General features: G+C 59.2%; 14 protein-coding genes. 5 read left to right on the forward strand and 9 right to left on the reverse strand.

What is annotated here, in order from left to right:
* Positions 1-120: 120 nt before the first annotated feature.
* The 8 genes from rpsA to mtnA form a co-directional block, all read right to left on the reverse strand.
* Complete coding sequence (rpsA, locus tag EAH78_RS09165; protein WP_140667271.1) at positions 121-1,812, reverse strand: 30S ribosomal protein S1; 1,692 nt, start codon at positions 1,810-1,812, stop codon at positions 121-123.
* 120 nt (positions 1,813-1,932) lie between these two features.
* A complete protein-coding gene (gene cmk / locus EAH78_RS09170; protein WP_027924112.1) occupies positions 1,933-2,622 on the reverse strand; it encodes a (d)CMP kinase in 690 nt (229 codons plus the stop codon).
* The gene (locus EAH78_RS09175; RefSeq protein ID WP_240051868.1) at positions 2,619-4,826 is read right to left on the reverse strand and encodes a bifunctional prephenate dehydrogenase/3-phosphoshikimate 1-carboxyvinyltransferase; all 2,208 of its coding nucleotides are present in this window, start codon (positions 4,824-4,826) and stop codon (positions 2,619-2,621) included. The genes cmk and EAH78_RS09175 overlap by 4 nt, the downstream gene beginning before the upstream one ends.
* A 28-nt stretch (positions 4,827-4,854) precedes the next feature.
* On the reverse strand, positions 4,855-5,967 hold the full coding sequence (gene hisC, locus EAH78_RS09180) for a histidinol-phosphate transaminase (RefSeq protein WP_140667273.1): 1,113 nt from the start codon (positions 5,965-5,967) through the stop codon (positions 4,855-4,857).
* Positions 5,968-5,977: 10 nt separating this feature from the next.
* Positions 5,978-7,072: a prephenate dehydratase gene (gene pheA / locus EAH78_RS09185; protein WP_007945815.1), complete on the reverse strand. Its 1,095-nt coding sequence runs from the start codon at positions 7,070-7,072 to the stop codon at positions 5,978-5,980.
* Positions 7,072-8,157: a 3-phosphoserine/phosphohydroxythreonine transaminase gene (serC, locus tag EAH78_RS09190; protein ID WP_140667274.1), complete on the reverse strand. Its 1,086-nt coding sequence runs from the start codon at positions 8,155-8,157 to the stop codon at positions 7,072-7,074. The genes pheA and serC overlap by 1 nt, the downstream gene beginning before the upstream one ends.
* A gap of 228 nt (positions 8,158-8,385) precedes the next feature.
* Entirely contained in the window at positions 8,386-11,040 is a 2,655-nt protein-coding gene (gene gyrA, locus EAH78_RS09195) for a DNA gyrase subunit A (RefSeq protein WP_140667275.1), read from the reverse strand.
* A gap of 447 nt (positions 11,041-11,487) precedes the next feature.
* On the reverse strand, positions 11,488-12,564 hold the full coding sequence (mtnA, locus tag EAH78_RS09200; RefSeq protein ID WP_140667276.1) for an S-methyl-5-thioribose-1-phosphate isomerase: 1,077 nt from the start codon (positions 12,562-12,564) through the stop codon (positions 11,488-11,490).
* Between the two features lie 108 nt (positions 12,565-12,672).
* Here mtnA and EAH78_RS09205 point away from each other — a divergent pair, with 108 nt between their 5' ends.
* The 5 genes from EAH78_RS09205 to EAH78_RS09230 all read left to right on the forward strand — a co-directional run bounded on the left by EAH78_RS09205 (position 12,673) and on the right by EAH78_RS09230 (position 17,670).
* Positions 12,673-14,007: a TRZ/ATZ family hydrolase gene (locus EAH78_RS09205; RefSeq protein WP_140667277.1), complete on the forward strand. Its 1,335-nt coding sequence runs from the start codon at positions 12,673-12,675 to the stop codon at positions 14,005-14,007.
* A gap of 58 nt (positions 14,008-14,065) precedes the next feature.
* Positions 14,066-14,764 carry a bifunctional 2-polyprenyl-6-hydroxyphenol methylase/3-demethylubiquinol 3-O-methyltransferase UbiG gene (ubiG, locus tag EAH78_RS09210; RefSeq protein ID WP_007945809.1) on the forward strand — a complete coding sequence of 233 codons (699 nt, stop codon included), beginning with the start codon at positions 14,066-14,068 and terminating at the stop codon, positions 14,762-14,764.
* 4 nt (positions 14,765-14,768) lie between these two features.
* Positions 14,769-15,440, forward strand: coding sequence for an N-acetylmuramic acid 6-phosphate phosphatase MupP (mupP, locus tag EAH78_RS09215; protein ID WP_140667278.1), 672 nt, complete (start codon positions 14,769-14,771; stop codon positions 15,438-15,440).
* A gap of 191 nt (positions 15,441-15,631) precedes the next feature.
* Positions 15,632-16,372: a YciK family oxidoreductase gene (locus EAH78_RS09225; RefSeq protein WP_140667279.1), complete on the forward strand. Its 741-nt coding sequence runs from the start codon at positions 15,632-15,634 to the stop codon at positions 16,370-16,372.
* Positions 16,373-16,743: 371 nt separating this feature from the next.
* Positions 16,744-17,670 (forward strand): GGDEF domain-containing protein, encoded by a 927-nt coding sequence (locus EAH78_RS09230; RefSeq protein ID WP_140667280.1) that lies wholly within the window; start codon positions 16,744-16,746, stop codon positions 17,668-17,670.
* 75 nt (positions 17,671-17,745) lie between these two features.
* Here EAH78_RS09230 and EAH78_RS09235 read toward each other — a convergent pair whose 3' ends face one another.
* Positions 17,746-18,507, reverse strand: a complete 762-nt coding sequence (locus EAH78_RS09235) for a TenA family transcriptional regulator (RefSeq protein WP_430539924.1) — start codon at positions 18,505-18,507, stop codon at positions 17,746-17,748.
* Positions 18,508-18,516: the final 9 nt, after the last annotated feature.

The following is an 18,516-nucleotide window of genomic DNA, read 5'->3' on the forward strand; positions in this document are numbered from 1 at the left end:
TTATCGGGGATGTTGGTTTCACCAGCGACCACTACAACCAAAAAGCATCGGCAACCCCGTCAAATCGCAGACACAAAAAAGGGCGACCGAAGTCGCCCTTTTTCTATGGTCGGACAGAACTTAGTTCTGTTTTTCCATTTGTGCACGCAACAGGTCGCCCAGAGTGGTAGGACCAGCAGCGACGCTATCCGTAGGCTTGTCTTTCAAGCTTTGGATGGCTTCTTTCTCTTCAGCATCGTCTTTCGACTTGATGGAGAGCTGGATTACACGGCTCTTGCGGTCAACGCTGATGATCTTGGCTTCTACTTCCTGGCCTTCTTTCAGAACGTTACGCGCGTCTTCAACGCGGTCACGGCTGATTTCGGAGGCTTTCAGAGTCGCTTCGATATCGTCGGCCAGAGTGATGATGGCGCCTTTAGCGTCAACTTCTTTCACGATGCCTTTAACGATTGCGCCTTTGTCGTTCTCTTGAACGTACTCGGAGAACGGATCGCTTTCCAGTTGCTTGATACCCAGGGAGATACGCTCGCGCTCTGGGTCAACCGACAGGATAACGGTGTCCAGCTCGTCGCCCTTCTTGAAGCGGCGAACGGCTTCTTCGCCCACTTCGTTCCAGGAGATGTCGGACAGGTGAACCAGACCGTCGATGCCGCCGTCCAGACCAATGAAGATACCGAAATCGGTGATCGACTTGATGGTGCCGGAGATTTTATCGCCCTTGTTGAACTGGCCAGAGAAATCTTCCCATGGGTTAGATTTGCACTGCTTGATGCCGAGGGAGATACGACGACGCTCTTCGTCGATGTCCAGAACCATAACTTCCACTTCGTCGCCGACTTGTACGACTTTCGAAGGGTGGATGTTCTTGTTGGTCCAGTCCATTTCGGAAACGTGTACCAGGCCTTCAACGCCTTCTTCCAGCTCAGCGAAGCAGCCGTAGTCGGTCAGGTTGGTTACACGAGCGGTAACGCGAGTGCTTTCTGGGTAACGGGCTTTGATAGCAACCCATGGATCTTCGCCCAGTTGCTTGAGGCCCAGGGAAACACGATTGCGTTCGCGATCGTACTTCAGAACCTTGACATCGATCTCGTCGCCAACGTTGACGATTTCGGAAGGATGCTTGATACGCTTCCAAGCCATGTCGGTAATGTGCAGCAGGCCATCGACGCCACCCAGATCGACGAATGCGCCGTAATCGGTGAGGTTTTTGACGATACCTTTGACTTGTTGACCTTCCTGCAGGGATTCCAGCAGAGCTTCACGCTCGGCGGAGTTCTCGGCTTCGAGGACGCTGCGACGGGAAACGACAACGTTGTTGCGTTTCTGGTCGAGTTTGATGACCTTGAATTCCAGCTCTTTGCCTTCCAGGTGCGTAGTATCGCGCACAGGACGGACGTCAACCAGAGAACCTGGCAGGAACGCACGGATGCCGTTAACGTCGACAGTGAAGCCGCCTTTAACCTTACCGTTGATAACGCCCTTGACCACTTCTTCGGCTGCGAAGGCTGCTTCCAGAACAATCCAGCATTCAGCGCGCTTGGCTTTTTCACGGGACAGCTTGGTTTCACCAAAGCCGTCTTCAACCGAGTCCAGAGCAACGTGAACTTCGTCACCGACGTTGATGTTCAGTTCGCCAGCGTCGTTGTAGAACTGCTCAAGCGGGATGAGTGCTTCAGACTTCAGGCCAGCGTGAACGGTTACCCAGCGAGCCTGGTAATCGATATCAACGATAACACCGGTGATGATGGAGCCTGCCTGAAGGTTCAGGGTTTTTAGGCTTTCTTCAAAGAGTTCCGCAAAGCTTTCGCTCATTTTAATTCCTGTTGATGAGGGCGAAGACTACGCCCATCTCCACACCCCAGACGGTATGGGTTAGTTTCATTTAAAAGAAGCCACCGCAGGACTATGACTGGTCCCCTGCGGCCTTCTTGGTCACCCGGCGATATCGCGAATGGCGATCTCGCTCATGATGCGTTCCAGCACCTGATCGATGGATAATTCCGTGGAATCCAGCTGTATGGCGTCAGCCGCCGGTTTGAGCGGGGCTACCGCTCGCTGGGTGTCACGCTCATCGCGGACACGTATCTCATCTAGCAGACTCGACAGACTAACACCATCGACTTTGCCCTTCAACTGCAAGTATCGACGGCGCGCACGCTCCTCGGCACTGGCAGTGAGGAATATCTTCAAGGGCGCGTCCGGAAACACCACCGTGCCCATATCTCGGCCATCGGCCACCAGCCCCGGCATTTCCTGGAAAGCACGCTGGCGTTGCAGCAGCGCCTCGCGTACGGCGGGCAATGCCGCGACCTGGGAGGCACCGGCGCCAACACTTTCAGTACGAATCACATCACTGACTTCGTCGCCCTCGAGAATGATTCGCTGCAGTTGACCGTCCGTCGCGGCGATGAACTGCACGTCCAGATGCGCCGCGAGCGCCTTCAGCAACTCTTCATTGGTCAGATCAACACCATGATTGTGCGCAGCGAACGCCAGCAACCGGTACAGCGCACCGGAATCCAGCAGATTCCAGCCCAGACGCTTCGCCAGTATCCCGGCGATCGTGCCTTTACCGGAACCGCTCGGGCCATCGATGGTAATGACTGGCGACTTGTTGATCACGACTGAGCCTCTTCAGCAACCCGGATACCGACCTGCGCACACAGCGCGAGGAAGTTCGGGAACGACGTCGCGACGTTGGCGCAATCATGGATGCGGATCGGTGCAGTAGCGCGCAGCGATGCAACGCTGAATGCCATGGCAATCCGGTGGTCGCCATGACCATGCACTTCGCCGCCGCCGATCTGGCCGCCGTCGATGATGATGCCATCCGGGGTCGGTTCGCATTTGACGCCCAGTGCCAGCAAGCCATCGGCCATAACCTGAATCCGGTCCGACTCCTTGACCCGCAGCTCTTCAGCACCACGCAATACCGTGCGCCCTTCGGCACAGGCCGCGGCCACGAACAGCACCGGGAATTCGTCGATGGCCAGTGGAACCAGGGCCTCGGGAATCTCGATACCTTTAAGTTTAGCTGCACGTACGCGCAAATCCGCGACCGGTTCGCCGCCGACTTCCCGCTGGTTTTCCAGAGTGATATCACCACCCATCAGGCGCAGGATGTCGATCACGCCGGTACGGGTCGGGTTGATGCCAACGTGTTCGAGCACCAGTTCCGAACCTTCGGCGATCGACGCAGCCACCAGGAAGAACGCGGAGGACGAGATGTCGCCCGGCACTTCGATGTGGGTCGCGGTCAGCTTGTGCCCGGACTCGACCGATGCGGTAGCGCCGCTGACGCTGACCGGATAGCCAAAACCTTGCAGCATGCGCTCGGTGTGGTCGCGCGTCGGTGCAGGCTCGGTGACGGTGGTCTTGCCTTCAGCGTACAGACCCGCCAACAGCAGGCAGGATTTAACCTGGGCGCTGGCCATCGGCATGGTGTAGGTCAAACCCTTGAGCGTGTTGCCGCCACGAATGGTCATCGGTGGACGGCCTTCAGCCGCCGTCTCGATCACGGCGCCCATTTCACGCAGCGGATTGGCCACGCGATTCATCGGGCGCTTGGACAGCGAAGCGTCACCGGTCAGGGTGCTGTCGAAGCTCTGCGCAGCCAACAGGCCAGACAACAGACGCATCGAAGTGCCGGAGTTGCCCAGATAGATCGGGCCAGGTGCCGGCTTCAAACCCTGCAGGCCGACACCGTGAATGGTCACGCGACCATGGTGCGGACCTTCGATCACAACGCCCATGTCGCGGAAGGCTTGCAGGGTCGCCAGAGCGTCTTCGCCCTCAAGGAAGCCTTCGACTTCGGTGACGCCTTCGGCCAGGGAGCCAAGCATGATCGAACGGTGGGAAATCGATTTATCGCCCGGTACACGAATCCGCCCAGTCAGGCGGCCACCAGGTTGTGCCAGGAAAATCAGGTCGTTGGAGTTCATAGCGTCCACATAGGCCCGGCGGGCCAGGATTTTACTGAAATGCTCGCGGGCAACCCGGGCGCGAGTGAACACGCCCAACAATTGGTGCCCATCCCCTGCATCGACCGCGTCGCGCAAGGCGTCGAGGTCGCTGCGAAATGTATCGAGTGTGCGCAGGACAGCTTCGCGGTTGGCGAGGAAGATGTCGTGCCACATGACCGGGTCGCTCCCCGCGATTCTTGTGAAATCGCGGAAACCGCCGGCAGCGTAACGGAAGATCTCAAGGTTTTCATTGCGCTTGGCCAACGAATCGACCAAACCGAACGCCAGCAGGTGCGGCAAATGGCTGGTCGCCGCCAACACTTCATCGTGGCGCTCGACCTGCATGTGCTCGACATCGGCGCCCAATTCGCGCCACAAACGGTCGACCACTGCCAACGCGGCCGGATCGGTTTGCTCCAGCGGCGTCAGAATCACTTTATGACGACGGAACAGTTCGGCGTTGGAGGCTTCCACCCCGCTCTGCTCGGAACCGGCAATCGGATGCCCCGGCACAAAACGCGACGGCATGCCCCCAAACGCTTCGGTCGCCGCACGGACGACATTGCCTTTGGCGCTGCCCACATCAGTCAGAATCGCCGACCCCAGATCCATTGCGGCCAGGCGTACCAGCATTTTTTCCATGGCCAGGATCGGGATGGCCAATTGAATCACGTCAGCGCCCTGGCAAGCAGCGGCCAGGTCTTCTTCGCAGCGATCCACCACGCCCAACTCGACCGCCAGCTTGCGCGACTGCGGATCGAGATCGACCCCGACCACTTCGCGGCACAGGCCGCTTTCACGCATACCCTTGGCGAACGAACCACCGATCAATCCCAGACCGACCACCACCAGGCGACCGATCATAGGTGCAGCAGATTGCAGTGCAGTGACATCAACCACGAGCCAGGACCTTGGTCAGCGCCTCTAGGAAGCGGCTGTTTTCCGCCGGCAAACCGACGGTGATGCGCAGGTGGTTCGGCATGCCGTAGTTGGCCACCGGACGCACGATCACGCCTTCGCGCAACAAGCCCTGAAACACTGGTGCAGCCACGCGACCGAGATCAACGCAAATGAAGTTGCCCTTGGACGGGATCCAGCTCAGACCCAACTCACGGAAACCGGCTTCCAGTTGCAGCATGCCGGACTCGTTCAGGCGACGGCTTTGCGCCAGATAGTCGAGGTCTTGCAGCGCAGCGCACGCAGCGGCCAAGGCCAGGCTGTTAACGTTGAACGGTTGACGCACACGGTTCAGCACGTCCGCGACCACGGCGGTGGACAAGCCATAACCGACCCGCAACGCCGCCAAACCGTAGGCCTTGGAGAACGTACGCGAAACCAGCAGGTTCGGATAAGCCGCCAGATAATCCAGGCCATCCGGCAAATCGCTGCCCTCGGCGTATTCGATGTAGGCCTCGTCCAGCACCACCAGCACATGCGCTGGAACATCCTGCAGGAATTCATCCAGCGCCTCAGCAGCGAACCAGGTGCCGGTCGGGTTGTTCGGGTTGGCAATAAAGACCACGCGAGTTTCGGCATCGATCGCCGCCAGCATGCCCGACAGGTCATGCCCCCAGTCTTTGGCCGGAATCACTTTGGCCTGGGCACCGACGGCCTGGGTCACGATCGGATAGACCGCAAACGCGTGCTCGCTGAACACGGCATTGAGGCCCGGCGCCAGATAGGCGCGCGCGACCAGTTCCAGAATGTCATTGGAGCCGTTGCCCAGCGTCACTTGATTCAGTTCGACGCGGCACTGCTCGGCCAACAAGGTCTTGAGCGCAAAACCATTGCCGTCCGGGTACCGGGTCAGTTCAGACAGCGCATTCTGAATCGCCGTCAGTGCCTTGGGGCTCGCGCCCAACGGGTTTTCATTGCTGGCCAGTTTGACGATGCTGGCTGGATCAAGGTCCAGCTCGCGCGCCAGTTCGTCCACAGGCTTGCCCGGGACGTACGGCGAAAGTTGTTGCACGCCTGGCTGTGCCAGGGCGAGGAAGTCATCACTCATTTGCTACCCCTTAGAGAACTGCTTTCGGGTAGGAACCCAGCACTTTGAGTGCCACTGCTTCCTGACTGATTTTTTCCAGTACACCTTTGATCAACGGATCGCGATGGTGACCGACGAAGTCGATGAAGAACACGTAGGTCCATTTACCGCTGCGCGAAGGACGCGTCTCGATTCGAGTCAGGTCGATACCGTTGTCATGGAACGGCACCAGCAACTCGTGAAGCGCGCCCGGTTTGTTGCTCATGGAGACGATGATCGAGGTCTTGTCGTCGCCAGTCGGCGGCACTTCCTGGCTGCCGATCATCAGGAATCGCGTGGAGTTATCCGGACGATCCTCGATTTTCTCGGCCAGACGGGTCAACCCGTACAGGCCTGCCGCCATGTCGCCGGCAATCGCCGCCGAGTTCCACTCACCTTTAACCCGCTTGGCCGCTTCGGCATTGCTGGACACCGCCACGCGTTCGACATTCGGGTAATGAGCATCCAGCCACTTGCGGCACTGGGCCAGCGATTGGGCATGGGAATAGATGCGGCTGATGCTGTCGGTCTTGGTGTTCTCACCGACCAACAGGTGGTGGTGAATCCGCAACTCGACTTCGCCACAGATGACCATGTCGTGTTCGAGGAAGCTGTCGAGGGTGTGGTTGACCGCGCCCTCAGTGGAGTTTTCCACCGGGACCACGCCAAAGTTCACCGCACCGGCCGCCACTTCTCGGAACACTTCGTCGATCGCCGCCATCGGCTTGCTGATCACCGCATGGCCGAAGTGTTTCATGGCTGCGGCTTGGGTGAACGTGCCTTCAGGGCCGAGGTAAGCCACTTTCAGCGGCTGCTCGAGCGCCAGGCACGAGGACATGATTTCGCGGAACAACCGCGCCATCTCTTCGTTGCCCAGCGGCCCTTTATTACGCTCCATCACACGCTTGAGCACCTGAGCTTCACGCTCAGGACGATAGAACACCGGCACTTCGCCTTCGGCCAGCGAGGCCATCTTTACTCGCGCAACTTCCTGGGCGCAGCGTGCGCGCTCACTGATCAGCTCCAGGACTTTAGTGTCCAGGGCATCAATGCGGACGCGCAGTGCCTTGAGTTCTTGCTCAGACATTAGCCGTGTTCCTTCTCGAACTCTGCCATGTACGAAACCAGTGCGTTGACCGCAACGATGTCGACGGCGTTATAGATGGAGGCACGCATGCCGCCCACGGAACGGTGACCCTTGAGGTTCAACAGGCCACGCTCGTCGGCACCGGCCAGGAACGGCTTGTCCAGACGGTCGTCAGCCAGACGGAACGGCACGTTCATCCACGAGCGGTCCGGCAGGTTGATCGGGTTGCTGTACAAGCCGCTGGCGTCGATGAAGTCATACAGCGTGCGCTGCTTCACTTCATTGAGCTTGCCGATGGCTTCAACACCGCCCTGCTCTTTCAGCCACTCGAACACCAGGCCGGACAAGTACCAGGCCAGGGTCGGCGGGGTGTTGTACATCGAACCGTTATCGGCCGCGACCTTGTAGTTGAGCATGGTCGGGCACAGGGAACGGGCGTGACCCAGCAGGTCTTCGCGAACGATGTTGACCACGATGCCGCTCGGGCCGATGTTTTTCTGGGCGCCGGCGTAGATCATGCCGAAACGCGAAACATCGACCGGGCGCGACAGGATGTCCGAGGACATGTCGGCCACCAGCGGAACGTCACCGGTTTCTGGAATCCACTGGAATTCCAGGCCGCCGATGGTTTCGTTCGGCGCGTAGTGAACGTAGGCCGCGTCTTTCGACAGGTTCCATTCGTTCTGACCAGGGATAGCGAAATAGTCGTAAGGCTTGGCGGTCGCAGCGACATTCACGTTGCCGTAGCGCGAAGCTTCTTCGATGGCTTTCTGCGACCAGATACCGGTGTCGATATAGTCGGCAGTACCGTTTTCCGGCAACAGGTTCAGTGGAATCTGAGCAAATTGCTGGCTGGCGCCGCCTTGCAGAAACAGCACTTTATAGTTCGAGGGGATATTTAGCAGATCACGCAGATCCTGCTCGGCCTTGGTGGCGATGGACACGAACTCATCACTGCGATGGCTCATTTCCATGACCGACAGGCCCTTGCCGTGCCAGTCAAGGAGTTCACCCTGGGCGCGCTGCAGGACAGCTTCGGGAAGTGCCGCAGGACCGGCACAGAAGTTATAGGCTCTCTTGCTCACATCCAATCTCGCTCTGATTTGGTAGGTCATGCAAACTTATCAGTCGACGCAGATCCAATGTGGGAGCGGGCTTGCTCGCGAAGGCGGTGTAACAGACGACATCGATGCTGAATGTCAGTCCGTCTTCGCGAGCAAGCCCGCTCCCACACTCGATCTCCATGGGCGCCGAAATTTCAATACGGACAAACAACAAGGGGGCGAATTCTCATCCGCCCCCTGTTTGTTCGCTTACTCTTGTGGCTCTTCGTCAGCGGCGGCATCGAGTTGCTGATCGTCAACAACGTCGTCGATCACGACTTCGCCGATGAACTCTGCACCCTCTTCGCCTTCCAGCTCTTCACCTTCGACTTCCGATGGCTCTTGAACCCGCTCCAGACCGACCAGTGTTTCATCGCTGGCCAGCTTGATCAGGGTCACGCCCTGGGTGTTACGACCCAGGCTGGACACTTCGTCGACACGGGTACGAACCAGGGTGCCCTGGTCGGAAATCAGCATGATTTCCTCGCCATCCAGCACCTGGACCGCGCCGACCAGACGGCCGTTACGGTCGTTGCTGACCATGGCGATAACGCCCTGACCACCACGTTTGTACTCTGGGAACTCGGTGATCGCCGTACGCTTGCCGAAACCACGCGCCGAAGCGGTGAGGATCTGGCTGCCTTCTTCCGGGATCAGCATGGAAATCAGCTTCTGGCCTTCCGGCAGACGCATGCCGCGGACACCGCGAGCGGTACGGCCCATGGCGCGAACGTCGGTTTCCTTGAAGCGAGTGACCTTGCCGCCGTCGGAGAACAGCATGACTTCGCGCTCGCCATCGGTAATGGCAGCGGAAATCAGCACGTCACCTTCGTCCAGCTCCAGCGCGATCAGACCAACGCTGCGCTGACGGCTGAAGGATTCCAGCGGGGTCTTCTTCACGGTGCCTTTGGCGGTCGCCATGAAGATGAAGTGACCTTCGGTGTAATCCTCGACCGGCAGCATGGTGGTGATGTATTCATCACTGTCCAGCGGCAGCAGGTTGACCAGCGGACGACCACGGGCAGCGCGGGACGCTTCCGGGATTTCGTAGGTTTTCAGCCAGTACACTTTGCCCTTGCTGGAGAACAGCAGCAGCGTGGTGTGGCTGTTGGCGACCAGCAGGTGAGCGATGTAGTCCTCATCTTTAACGCCGGTCGCTGATTTGCCTTTACCGCCACGACGCTGAGCCTGGTACGCAGCCAATGGCTGGGTCTTGGCATAGCCACCGTGGGAGATGGTCACGACGCGCTCTTCTTCCGGGATCATGTCACCCAGGGTCAGGTCGAGACGGGCATCGAGGATCTCGGTGCGACGCACATCGCCGTATTCGGCGCGGATCACTTCCAGTTCTTCGCGGATCACTTCCATCAGGCGCGTGGCGCTGTTGAGGATGCGGATCAGCTCGCCAATCTGGTTGAGGATCTCTTGATACTCGGCCAGCAGCTTTTCGTGTTCCAGGCCGGTCAGGCGGTGCAAACGCAGTTCCAGAATGGCTTGCGCCTGTTCTGGCGACAGGAAGTACTTGCCTTCGCGCAGACCGTATTGCGGGTCCAGGGTCTCTGGACGGCACGAATCGGCCCCGGCACGCTCAACCATCGCAACCACGGCGGAAGATTCCCACGCGGTTTTGATCAACGCTTCCTTGGCTTCCGACGGCGTTGGCGAAGCCTTGATCAGCGCGATGACCGGGTCGATGTTCGACAGGGCAACCGCTTGACCTTCCAGAATGTGACCGCGTTCGCGGGCTTTACGCAGTTCGAACACGGTACGGCGGGTAACGACTTCGCGACGGTGACGAACGAAGGCTTCCAACAGGTCCTTGAGGTTCAGGATCCGCGGACGGCCGTCGATCAACGCAACGATGTTGATACCGAACACCGCTTGCAACTGGGTCTGGGCGTAGAGGTTGTTGAGGATCACCTCAGGCACTTCGCCGCGACGCAGTTCGATCACGACGCGCATACCGTCCTTGTCGGACTCGTCGCGCAGCTCGGTGATGCCTTCAAGCTTCTTCTCTTTGACCAGCTCGGCGATCTTCTCGATCAGACGGGCCTTGTTGAGCTGGTAAGGGAGTTCGGTGATGACGATTTGCTGACGGCCACCGACCTTGTCGATGTCTTCGATCGTCGAGCGGGCGCGCATGTAAATGCGCCCGCGACCGGTGCGGTAGGCTTCGATGATGCCGGCGCGACCGTTGATGATCGCGGCGGTCGGGAAGTCCGGACCGGGGATGTATTGCATCAGCTCATCGATGGTCAACTCAGGGTTGTCGATGAGGGCCAGGCAACCGTCGATGACTTCACCGAGGTTGTGCGGCGGAATATTGGTCGCCATGCCCACGGCGATACCGCTGGAGCCGTTGACCAACAGGTTGGGAATACGGGTCGGCATGACCGCCGGGATCATTTCGGTGCCGTCGTAGTTCGGCACCCAGTCCACGGTTTCTTTATGCAGGTCAGCCAGCAGCTCGTGCGCCAGCTTGGTCATGCGCACTTCGGTGTATCGCATGGCCGCGGCGTTGTCGCCGTCCACCGAACCGAAGTTGCCTTGACCGTCTACCAGCAAATAACGCAGCGAGAACGGCTGCGCCATGCGGACGATGGTGTCGTACACCGCGGTATCACCGTGCGGGTGATACTTACCGATGACGTCACCGACAACACGGGCAGATTTCTTGTACGGCTTGTTGAAGTCGTTGCCCAGCTCGCTCATCGCGAACAGCACACGCCGGTGCACGGGCTTCAAGCCATCGCGCGCATCCGGCAGGGCCCGCCCGACAATTACGCTCATTGCGTAGTCGAGGTAGGACTGCTTCAGCTCGTCTTCGATATTGACCGGGAGGATTTCTTTGGCCAGTTCGCCCATGAGAAGCTCGATTCCTTTTTCTGGTGAAACTTCGTCACATCCATATGGGACGAACGAAGCTCGCCGCTGCAGGCTGAGTGCCATACACCGACTTACGACAAATCAACAAGATTAACCATGGATTTGCGCAGTAAAGACAACCCCGCGGGACTGCCTCGGAAAACGCCGGATGTTATCACAAGAGCCGCCACGCACCTATCCCCCAGACGCGCATGGAGCATAGTTAGTTGACCGGTGACAGGCTTCAGGGAGACGAGAGGGGCTTAGAGCTGCAATGAATGCAGATTTCGTAGATTAATGAGGGTTATTTGGTGACTGTGAGAGCCTCTTCGCGAGCAAGCCCGCTCCCACATTGGTTCAGTGATGTGCCCGAGATCATAGACTCACATCAATCAATTGTGGGAGCGGGCTTGCTCGCGAAGACGATTTATCAGGCGCCAGAGATCTTTAATGCAGACGCTTACGGCACATCAACTGCGCCATCTTCGCCGTATCCGGCCGCTCGACAATGCCTTTTTCCGTGACGATCACGTCGATCAAGTCCGCCGGGGTCACATCGAACACCGGGTTGAACGCATCGACATCCGCCCCGATCCGCTTGCCCCCGACCTCCAGCAACTCGCGGCCATCGCGTTCTTCAATAGGGATTTCATCACCACTGGCCAGGTTCATGTCGATGGTCGAACTCGGCGCCACCACCATGAAGCGCACGCCGTGGTGCATGGCGTTGACCGCCAGCTGATAGGTGCCGATCTTGTTCGCCACATCGCCGTTGGCCGTGATGCGGTCGGCGCCGACGATCACCCAGGTCACGCCTTTGGTTTTCATGATGTGTGCGGCAGCGGAGTCGGCATTCAGGGTCACGGGAATACCCTCATTGGCCAGCTCCCACGCGGTCAGACGCGAGCCTTGGAGCCACGGCCGGGTTTCATCGGCGTAAACGCGCTCGACCATGCCTTCGATAAAGGCCCCGCGAATCACACCCAGCGCCGTGCCGAAGCCGCCGGTGGCCAGCGCGCCCGTGTTGCAGTGGGTCAGGATCGCTTGTGCATTGCCCTGATGCTTGCGGATCAGATCCACACCCAGTTGGGCCATGGTCAGGTTGGCTTCGCGATCACTTTCGTGAATGGCAATGGCCTCCGCCTCCAGCGCCGCCAGCGGGTCTGCGTCTCCCTTGAGACGGTCCAGGCGGTCGCGCATGCGACTCAGGGCCCAGAATAGATTCACCGCGGTTGGACGGGAATCGGCCAGCACCGCGTAATCCTCTTCCCACGCGGCCTGCCAGTCACCGCCCTCGGCAATCCGTGCGCGAGCCGACAGCACCATGGCATACGCCGCACTGATGCCAATCGCTGGCGCGCCGCGCACTACCATCGACCGAATGGCCTCGGCAACACCGGCTGCACTGGTGTAGGCGATCCAGGTTTCTTCGAAAGGCAAAATACGCTGATCCAGCAGGTACAGGGCGCCATCACGCCAATCGATGGCCTTCACTTTCTCCGCAGCCAACAGTCGATCGCGCATCCCACACCCCGCACTCAAGCACAAAAGCCGCCGATTATAGCGATCCCCCCGCGAAGACGCTCGGGTATACTTCGCCATCCTTTACAAAAGCACTGGAACCGACCCTCGATGCCGAACACTGCCGCTGCGCTCGACCTGTTATTGCTGCCGACCTGGCTGGTACCCGTCGAACCCGCTGGCGTTGTCCTCAAAGAGCATGGCCTGGGCATCCGTGACGGACGCATCGTCTTTATCGGCCCACGCTCGGCTGCGTTGAAGCTTAACGCAACTGAAGTGCGCGAGTTGCCGGACATGCTGCTCAGCCCCGGCCTGATCAATGCCCACGGTCACGCGGCCATGACGCTGTTTCGTGGCCTGGCCGATGATCTGCCGCTGATGACCTGGCTGGAAAACCACATCTGGCCGGCCGAAGCCAAATGGGTCGATGAAACCTTCGTACGGGATGGCACGGACCTGGCCATCGCCGAACAGATCAAAGGTGGCATCACCTGCTTCTCTGACATGTATTTCTTCCCGAAGGTTGCCAGCGAACGCGTGCATAACAGCGGTATTCGCGCGCAAATCGCCATTCCGATCCTCGATTTCCCGATTCCGGGCGCCAGCACGGCGGACGAAGCCATTCGTCAGGGCGTGGAATTGTTTGGCGATCTCAAGCACCACGAACGCATCAAAATCACCTTCGGCCCCCATGCGCCTTACACCGTTGGCGATGAAAACCTGGAAAAAATCCGGGTGATCGCCGAAGAGCTGGACGCCTCGATCCACATGCACGTACATGAAACCGCCTTCGAAGTGCAGCAATCGCTTGAGCAGCGCGGGGAACGCCCGCTGGCTCGCCTTGGCCGCCTGGGTTTGCTCGGGCCGCGCTTCCAGGCCGTTCACATGACCCAGATCAGCGATGAAGACCTGGTGATGCTGGTAGAAAGCAACACCAATGTGATTCATTGCCCGGAATCCAATCTCAAGCTGGCCAGCGGATTTTGCCCGGTCGAGCGCTTGTGGCAGGCCGGCGTCAATGTGGCCGTGGGCACCGACGGTGCCGCCAGTAACAACGATCTCGACCTGCTCGGTGAAACCCGCACCGCTGCGTTACTGGCCAAGGCCGTCGCCGGCTCGGCCACCGCGCTGGATGCTCATCGCGCCTTGCGCATGGCCACGCTCAATGGCGCCCGCGCGCTGGGGATCGAGGCTGAAACCGGCTCACTGGAAATCGGCAAAGCGGCAGATATCGTCGCGTTTGACCTGTCCGGCCTGGCGCAGCAACCGGTCTACGACCCGGTTTCGCAGTTGATCTACGCCACCGGCCGGGACTGCGTGAAACACCTTTGGGTCGCCGGCAAGCAGTTGCTGGATGACCGACGCCTGACCCGCATGGATGAAGAACAGCTCTGCGCCGCCGCCAAGGCCTGGGGCCAGCGCATCAGTGGCCGTACCGAATCGTAAGATCCCCGGACCATAAAACCGGGGCAACAGGATTTTTCAAGTTTTAGAGGACTGAACCATGAGCAACGTCGACTACGCAGAAATCGCCAAATTCGAAGCCCTGGCCCATCGTTGGTGGGACCGTGAAAGCGAGTTCAAGCCGCTTCACGACATCAACCCGCTGCGGGTCAACTGGATTGACGAGCGCGTCAACCTGGCCGGCAAGAAGGTGCTGGACGTCGGTTGCGGCGGCGGGATCCTGAGCGAGGCCATGGCCCAGCGCGGCGCCACCGTCATGGGCATCGACATGGGCGAAGCACCGCTCGCGGTCGCGCAGCTGCATCAGCTTGAGTCGGGCGTGAACGTTGAGTACCGGCAGATCACCGCCGAAGGCCTCGCCGAAGAAATGCCCGAGCAGTTCGACGTCGTCACCTGCCTGGAAATGCTCGAGCACGTACCGGATCCATCGTCGGTCATTCGTGCCTGCTTCCGCATGGTCAAACCCGGCGGCCAGGTGTTCTTCTCCACCATCAACCGCAACCCGAAGGCGTACCTGTTCGCCATCGTCGGCGCTGAATACATCATGAAACTGCTGCCGCGCGGCACGCACGACTTCAAGAAGTTCATCCGCCCTTCCGAGCTCGGCGCCTGGAGCCGCATGGCCGGCCTGACCGTCAAGGACATCATCGGCCTGACGTACAACCCGCTGACCAAGCACTACAAACTGGCTGCCGACGTGGACGTCAACTACATGATCCAGACCCTGCGCGAGGAGTAAGCCGATGCGTATCAGAGCAGTCCTTTTTGACATGGACGGCACGCTGCTCGACACCGCGCCAGACTTTATTGCTATCTGCCAGGCAATGCGTGCCGATCGTGGCTTGCCGCCGATGAATGACAAGCATATCCGTGACGAGATTTCCGGCGGCGCCAAGGCAATGGTCGCCGTGACCTTCTCGATGGACCCGGAATCGCCGGGCTTTGAAGTGCTGCGACTCGAATTCCTTGAGCGTTATCTGGCCGGGTGCGCAGTTCACAGCAAACTCTTCGATGGCATGGGCGAATTGCTCGCCGATATCGAGAAGGCCAACCTGATCTGGGGCGTGGTGACCAACAAGCCGCTGCGTTTCGCCGAGCCGATCATGCAGCAACTGGGGCTGGCCGAGCGCTCTGCACTGCTGATCTGCCCGGACCACGTGAAGAACAGCAAGCCAGACCCGGAGCCGCTGATTCTGGCGTGCAAGATGCTCGACCTGGACCCGGCCAGCGTGTTGTTTGTCGGCGATGACCTGCGCGACATCGAATCGGGCCGCGATGCCGGCACCAAGACCGCCGCGGTGACCTACGGCTACATTCACCCCGACGACAACCCGCGTCACTGGGGCGCGGACGTGGTGGTGGATCACCCGCTGGAGTTGCGCAAGGTTCTCGATAGCGCTTTGTGCAGTTGCTGAGCCGAACGAATTTTTGTGGCGAGGGAGCTTGCTCCCGCTGGGGTGCGAAGCGCCCCCTCTAGCTACCACCGTAGTCTGTCAGGCACACCGCATTTGCAGGTTTCACGACTGCTGCGCAGCCGAGCGGGAGCAAGCTCCCTCGCCACAGGTTCGGTGTTCGCCTTATTGTTGAATTGTGTTGAGGTTTTCTTATGTTTGATTATTCCGCTCGCCCCGAATTGCTCAAGGACCGGGTCATTCTGGTCACCGGTGCCGGCCGTGGCATCGGCGCGGCGGCTGCGAAAACCTACGCAGCCCATGGCGCCACTGTCTTGCTGCTGGGCAAGACCGAAGCCAACCTGACTCAGGTGTATGACGAAATCGAAGCGGCCGGGCATCCTCAGCCGGCGGTGATCCCGTTCAACCTGGAGACCGCCCTGCCCCATCAGTACGACGAACTGGCGGCGATGATCGAGACCGAGTTCGGTCATCTCGACGGCTTGCTGCACAACGCATCGATCATCGGCCCGCGCACGCCGATCGAACAGCTGTCCGGCGAAAACTTCATGCGTGTCATGCACGTCAACGTCAACGCCATGTTCATGCTCACCAGCACCCTGCTGCCATTGCTCAAGCTGTCGCAGGACGCCTCAGTGGTGTTCACCTCCAGCAGTGTCGGTCGCAAGGGCCGCGCGTACTGGGGCGCTTATGGCGTGTCCAAATTTGCCACCGAAGGCCTGATGCAAACCCTGGCCGACGAAGTGGACACCGTGGCCCCGGTCCGCTCCAACAGCATCAACCCGGGCGCCACGCGAACCAGCATGCGGGCCCAGGCTTACCCAGGGGAAAATCCGCTCAACAACCCGACCCCCGAGGAGATCATGCCGGTCTACCTCTACCTGATGGGCCCGGACAGCACTGGCATCAATGGCCAGACGTTCAATGCCCAGTAACACCGTGCGTCGCTTTTGTGCCGTGCCGATTTTCCGGCGCGGCACTCAAAGTGAGTCGTAACTACTCCCCTCCCAGTCAAACAACCGCCGCCCCTTTTTGTTAAAAAAACACAAAGCCCGACTTAACTCTATGTTTTTTATAGTTTTTTATTCGAATGAACCGAATGGCACGACTTTCGCTCTAAATTTCTTCAGACACGCAGAGTGAAAGCAAACAGGCGGGCGCCGGAGTCGATACGTTACTAATCTTCGGCAAAGCGGACTAAACTTGCGCCAACTGTCCCAAGGGACTGATGGACCAGTATGACGCGCAGCCCAAAGCCGCTCTCACCCAGCCTGTAAGACAGCTTTACCGCTTAGGGGCACGCCATATGAAATCACCTTCCCAGACCAACGCAATTGACTTCGATAGCGCCAAATTGCAACGCCTGGGATTTGGTCAGCAACCTCCTCTCCTGGAACGGCCTGTCAGCCTTGCGCAATTGCGCCAGCAATTGGGTCAGCAGTTGCAAACCAGCCTTGAGCCACAACGCATTCTCGGACTTTTCTTCCGAGAAGTTCAGCGCCTGGTGCCACTGGATGCTTTGAGCTATCGGCATCAGGCCAGCGACCTGCGCCTGGAGTTTGGTCAGCGCGGCCATCACTCGGTCAGTTACAACCTCAGCCATGAAGGCGAGCAGCTGGGTGAACTGGTCTTCCGCCGCAATCAGCGTTTCAGCGAGCTTGATCAAGGCAATCTGGAGTCGTTGCTGTCGGCACTGCTGTTCCCGATGCGCAATGCTCTGCTTTACCGAGCGGCCACGCAAAGTGCATTGCGCGACCCATTGACCGATACCGGCAACCGCATCGCCATGGATCAGACCCTGGAACGCGAAATCGAGATGTCACGACGCCACCTGATGCCGTTGTCACTGCTGATGCTGGACATTGACCACTTCAAAAACGTCAACGACAGTTATGGCCACAATGCCGGCGATGACGTGCTCAAGGCAGTCGCCAGCGCGATCAAGAACCAGCTGCGCAATGTCGACATGGTGTTCCGCTTTGGCGGCGAAGAGTTCCTGATCCTGCTCTCCAACACCACTCGAGAAGCTGCCGCCATGGTCGGTGAACGACTGCGGGTGGCGGCTCAGGCTCAGGACTATCGGGCGGATGGCAATGCGGTTGAGCTGACGGTCAGCCTCGGGTGTTCGACCCTGCTGCCGGGTGAGTCTGCCGAGAGCTTGTTGCGAAGAGCTGACAGCGCGCTGTATGTCGCCAAGCGAGAGGGGCGTAATCGGTTGACGATGGCGGGTTGAGTTTTCGCAACACCGCATAACCAATGTGGGAGCAAGCCCGCTCCCACATTTGGTTTGTGTTGTCTTTAAACCCGTTTAGCTTTCCGCCAGCGCCAGACGCTCACGCGTCAACGGTGCCTTTTCCGAATGCTCCAGTTGCATGCAGCGCTCCAGAAACAGGTGCATGTAGTCGTAGCTCTTGCAGACGGCCTGACGCAGTTCCACTTGCAATGACTTGCTCGGGTTCATGCCCGCCAGGGTGCAGATGATTTCCAGCGCCTCCCACGGATGGGCATCGTCGTACTGGGCGTGCATCTTCAACCACTTCATCGCGCGTTTGCGATCTTCTTCCGGGAACGCCGCGGCGTAGACGCCACTGGAGCAGACCAGCGCCGACCACTCGCCGGTTGCGCCTTCAATGGCGTAGTTGGTCGCGGCGATGGCGACGATCAGCGAATCCGCCGAACTGGTGTGCCAGCACCAATGGCTCAGGGCGTGAAGTTCAGGGGGAACTTGCTGCGCTTGCAAGTCTTCAAGGCTGACGCCGTGAGCCCGGCTCCAGTGCACCCAGTAATCGGCATGGTTCAATTCCACACGAATATTGCGCATCAGCCAGCGACGCGCCATGTCTTCACCAGGATGGCGGGCAAAGCGGGTCTTGGTCAGGTTTTGTGCCATGTATAACGCGAACTGTTCAACGACCGGCCAGCCACCGATAAGGTACTGACGCATGGTCTTAGCGCTGAGCTTGTTATCTCGCATGCGCTGATACAGTTCGTGTTCGACAACCCGGCGCTTACTCTCGCTGCAATCCTTGATGAGCTGTTGCGCCCAGGCAGGATAACTTGCAGCTTCCATGAGTGGTCC

Source organism: Pseudomonas arsenicoxydans (genome assembly GCF_006438915.1).
Classification (GTDB): Bacteria; Pseudomonadota; Gammaproteobacteria; order Pseudomonadales; family Pseudomonadaceae; genus Aquipseudomonas; species Aquipseudomonas arsenicoxydans_A.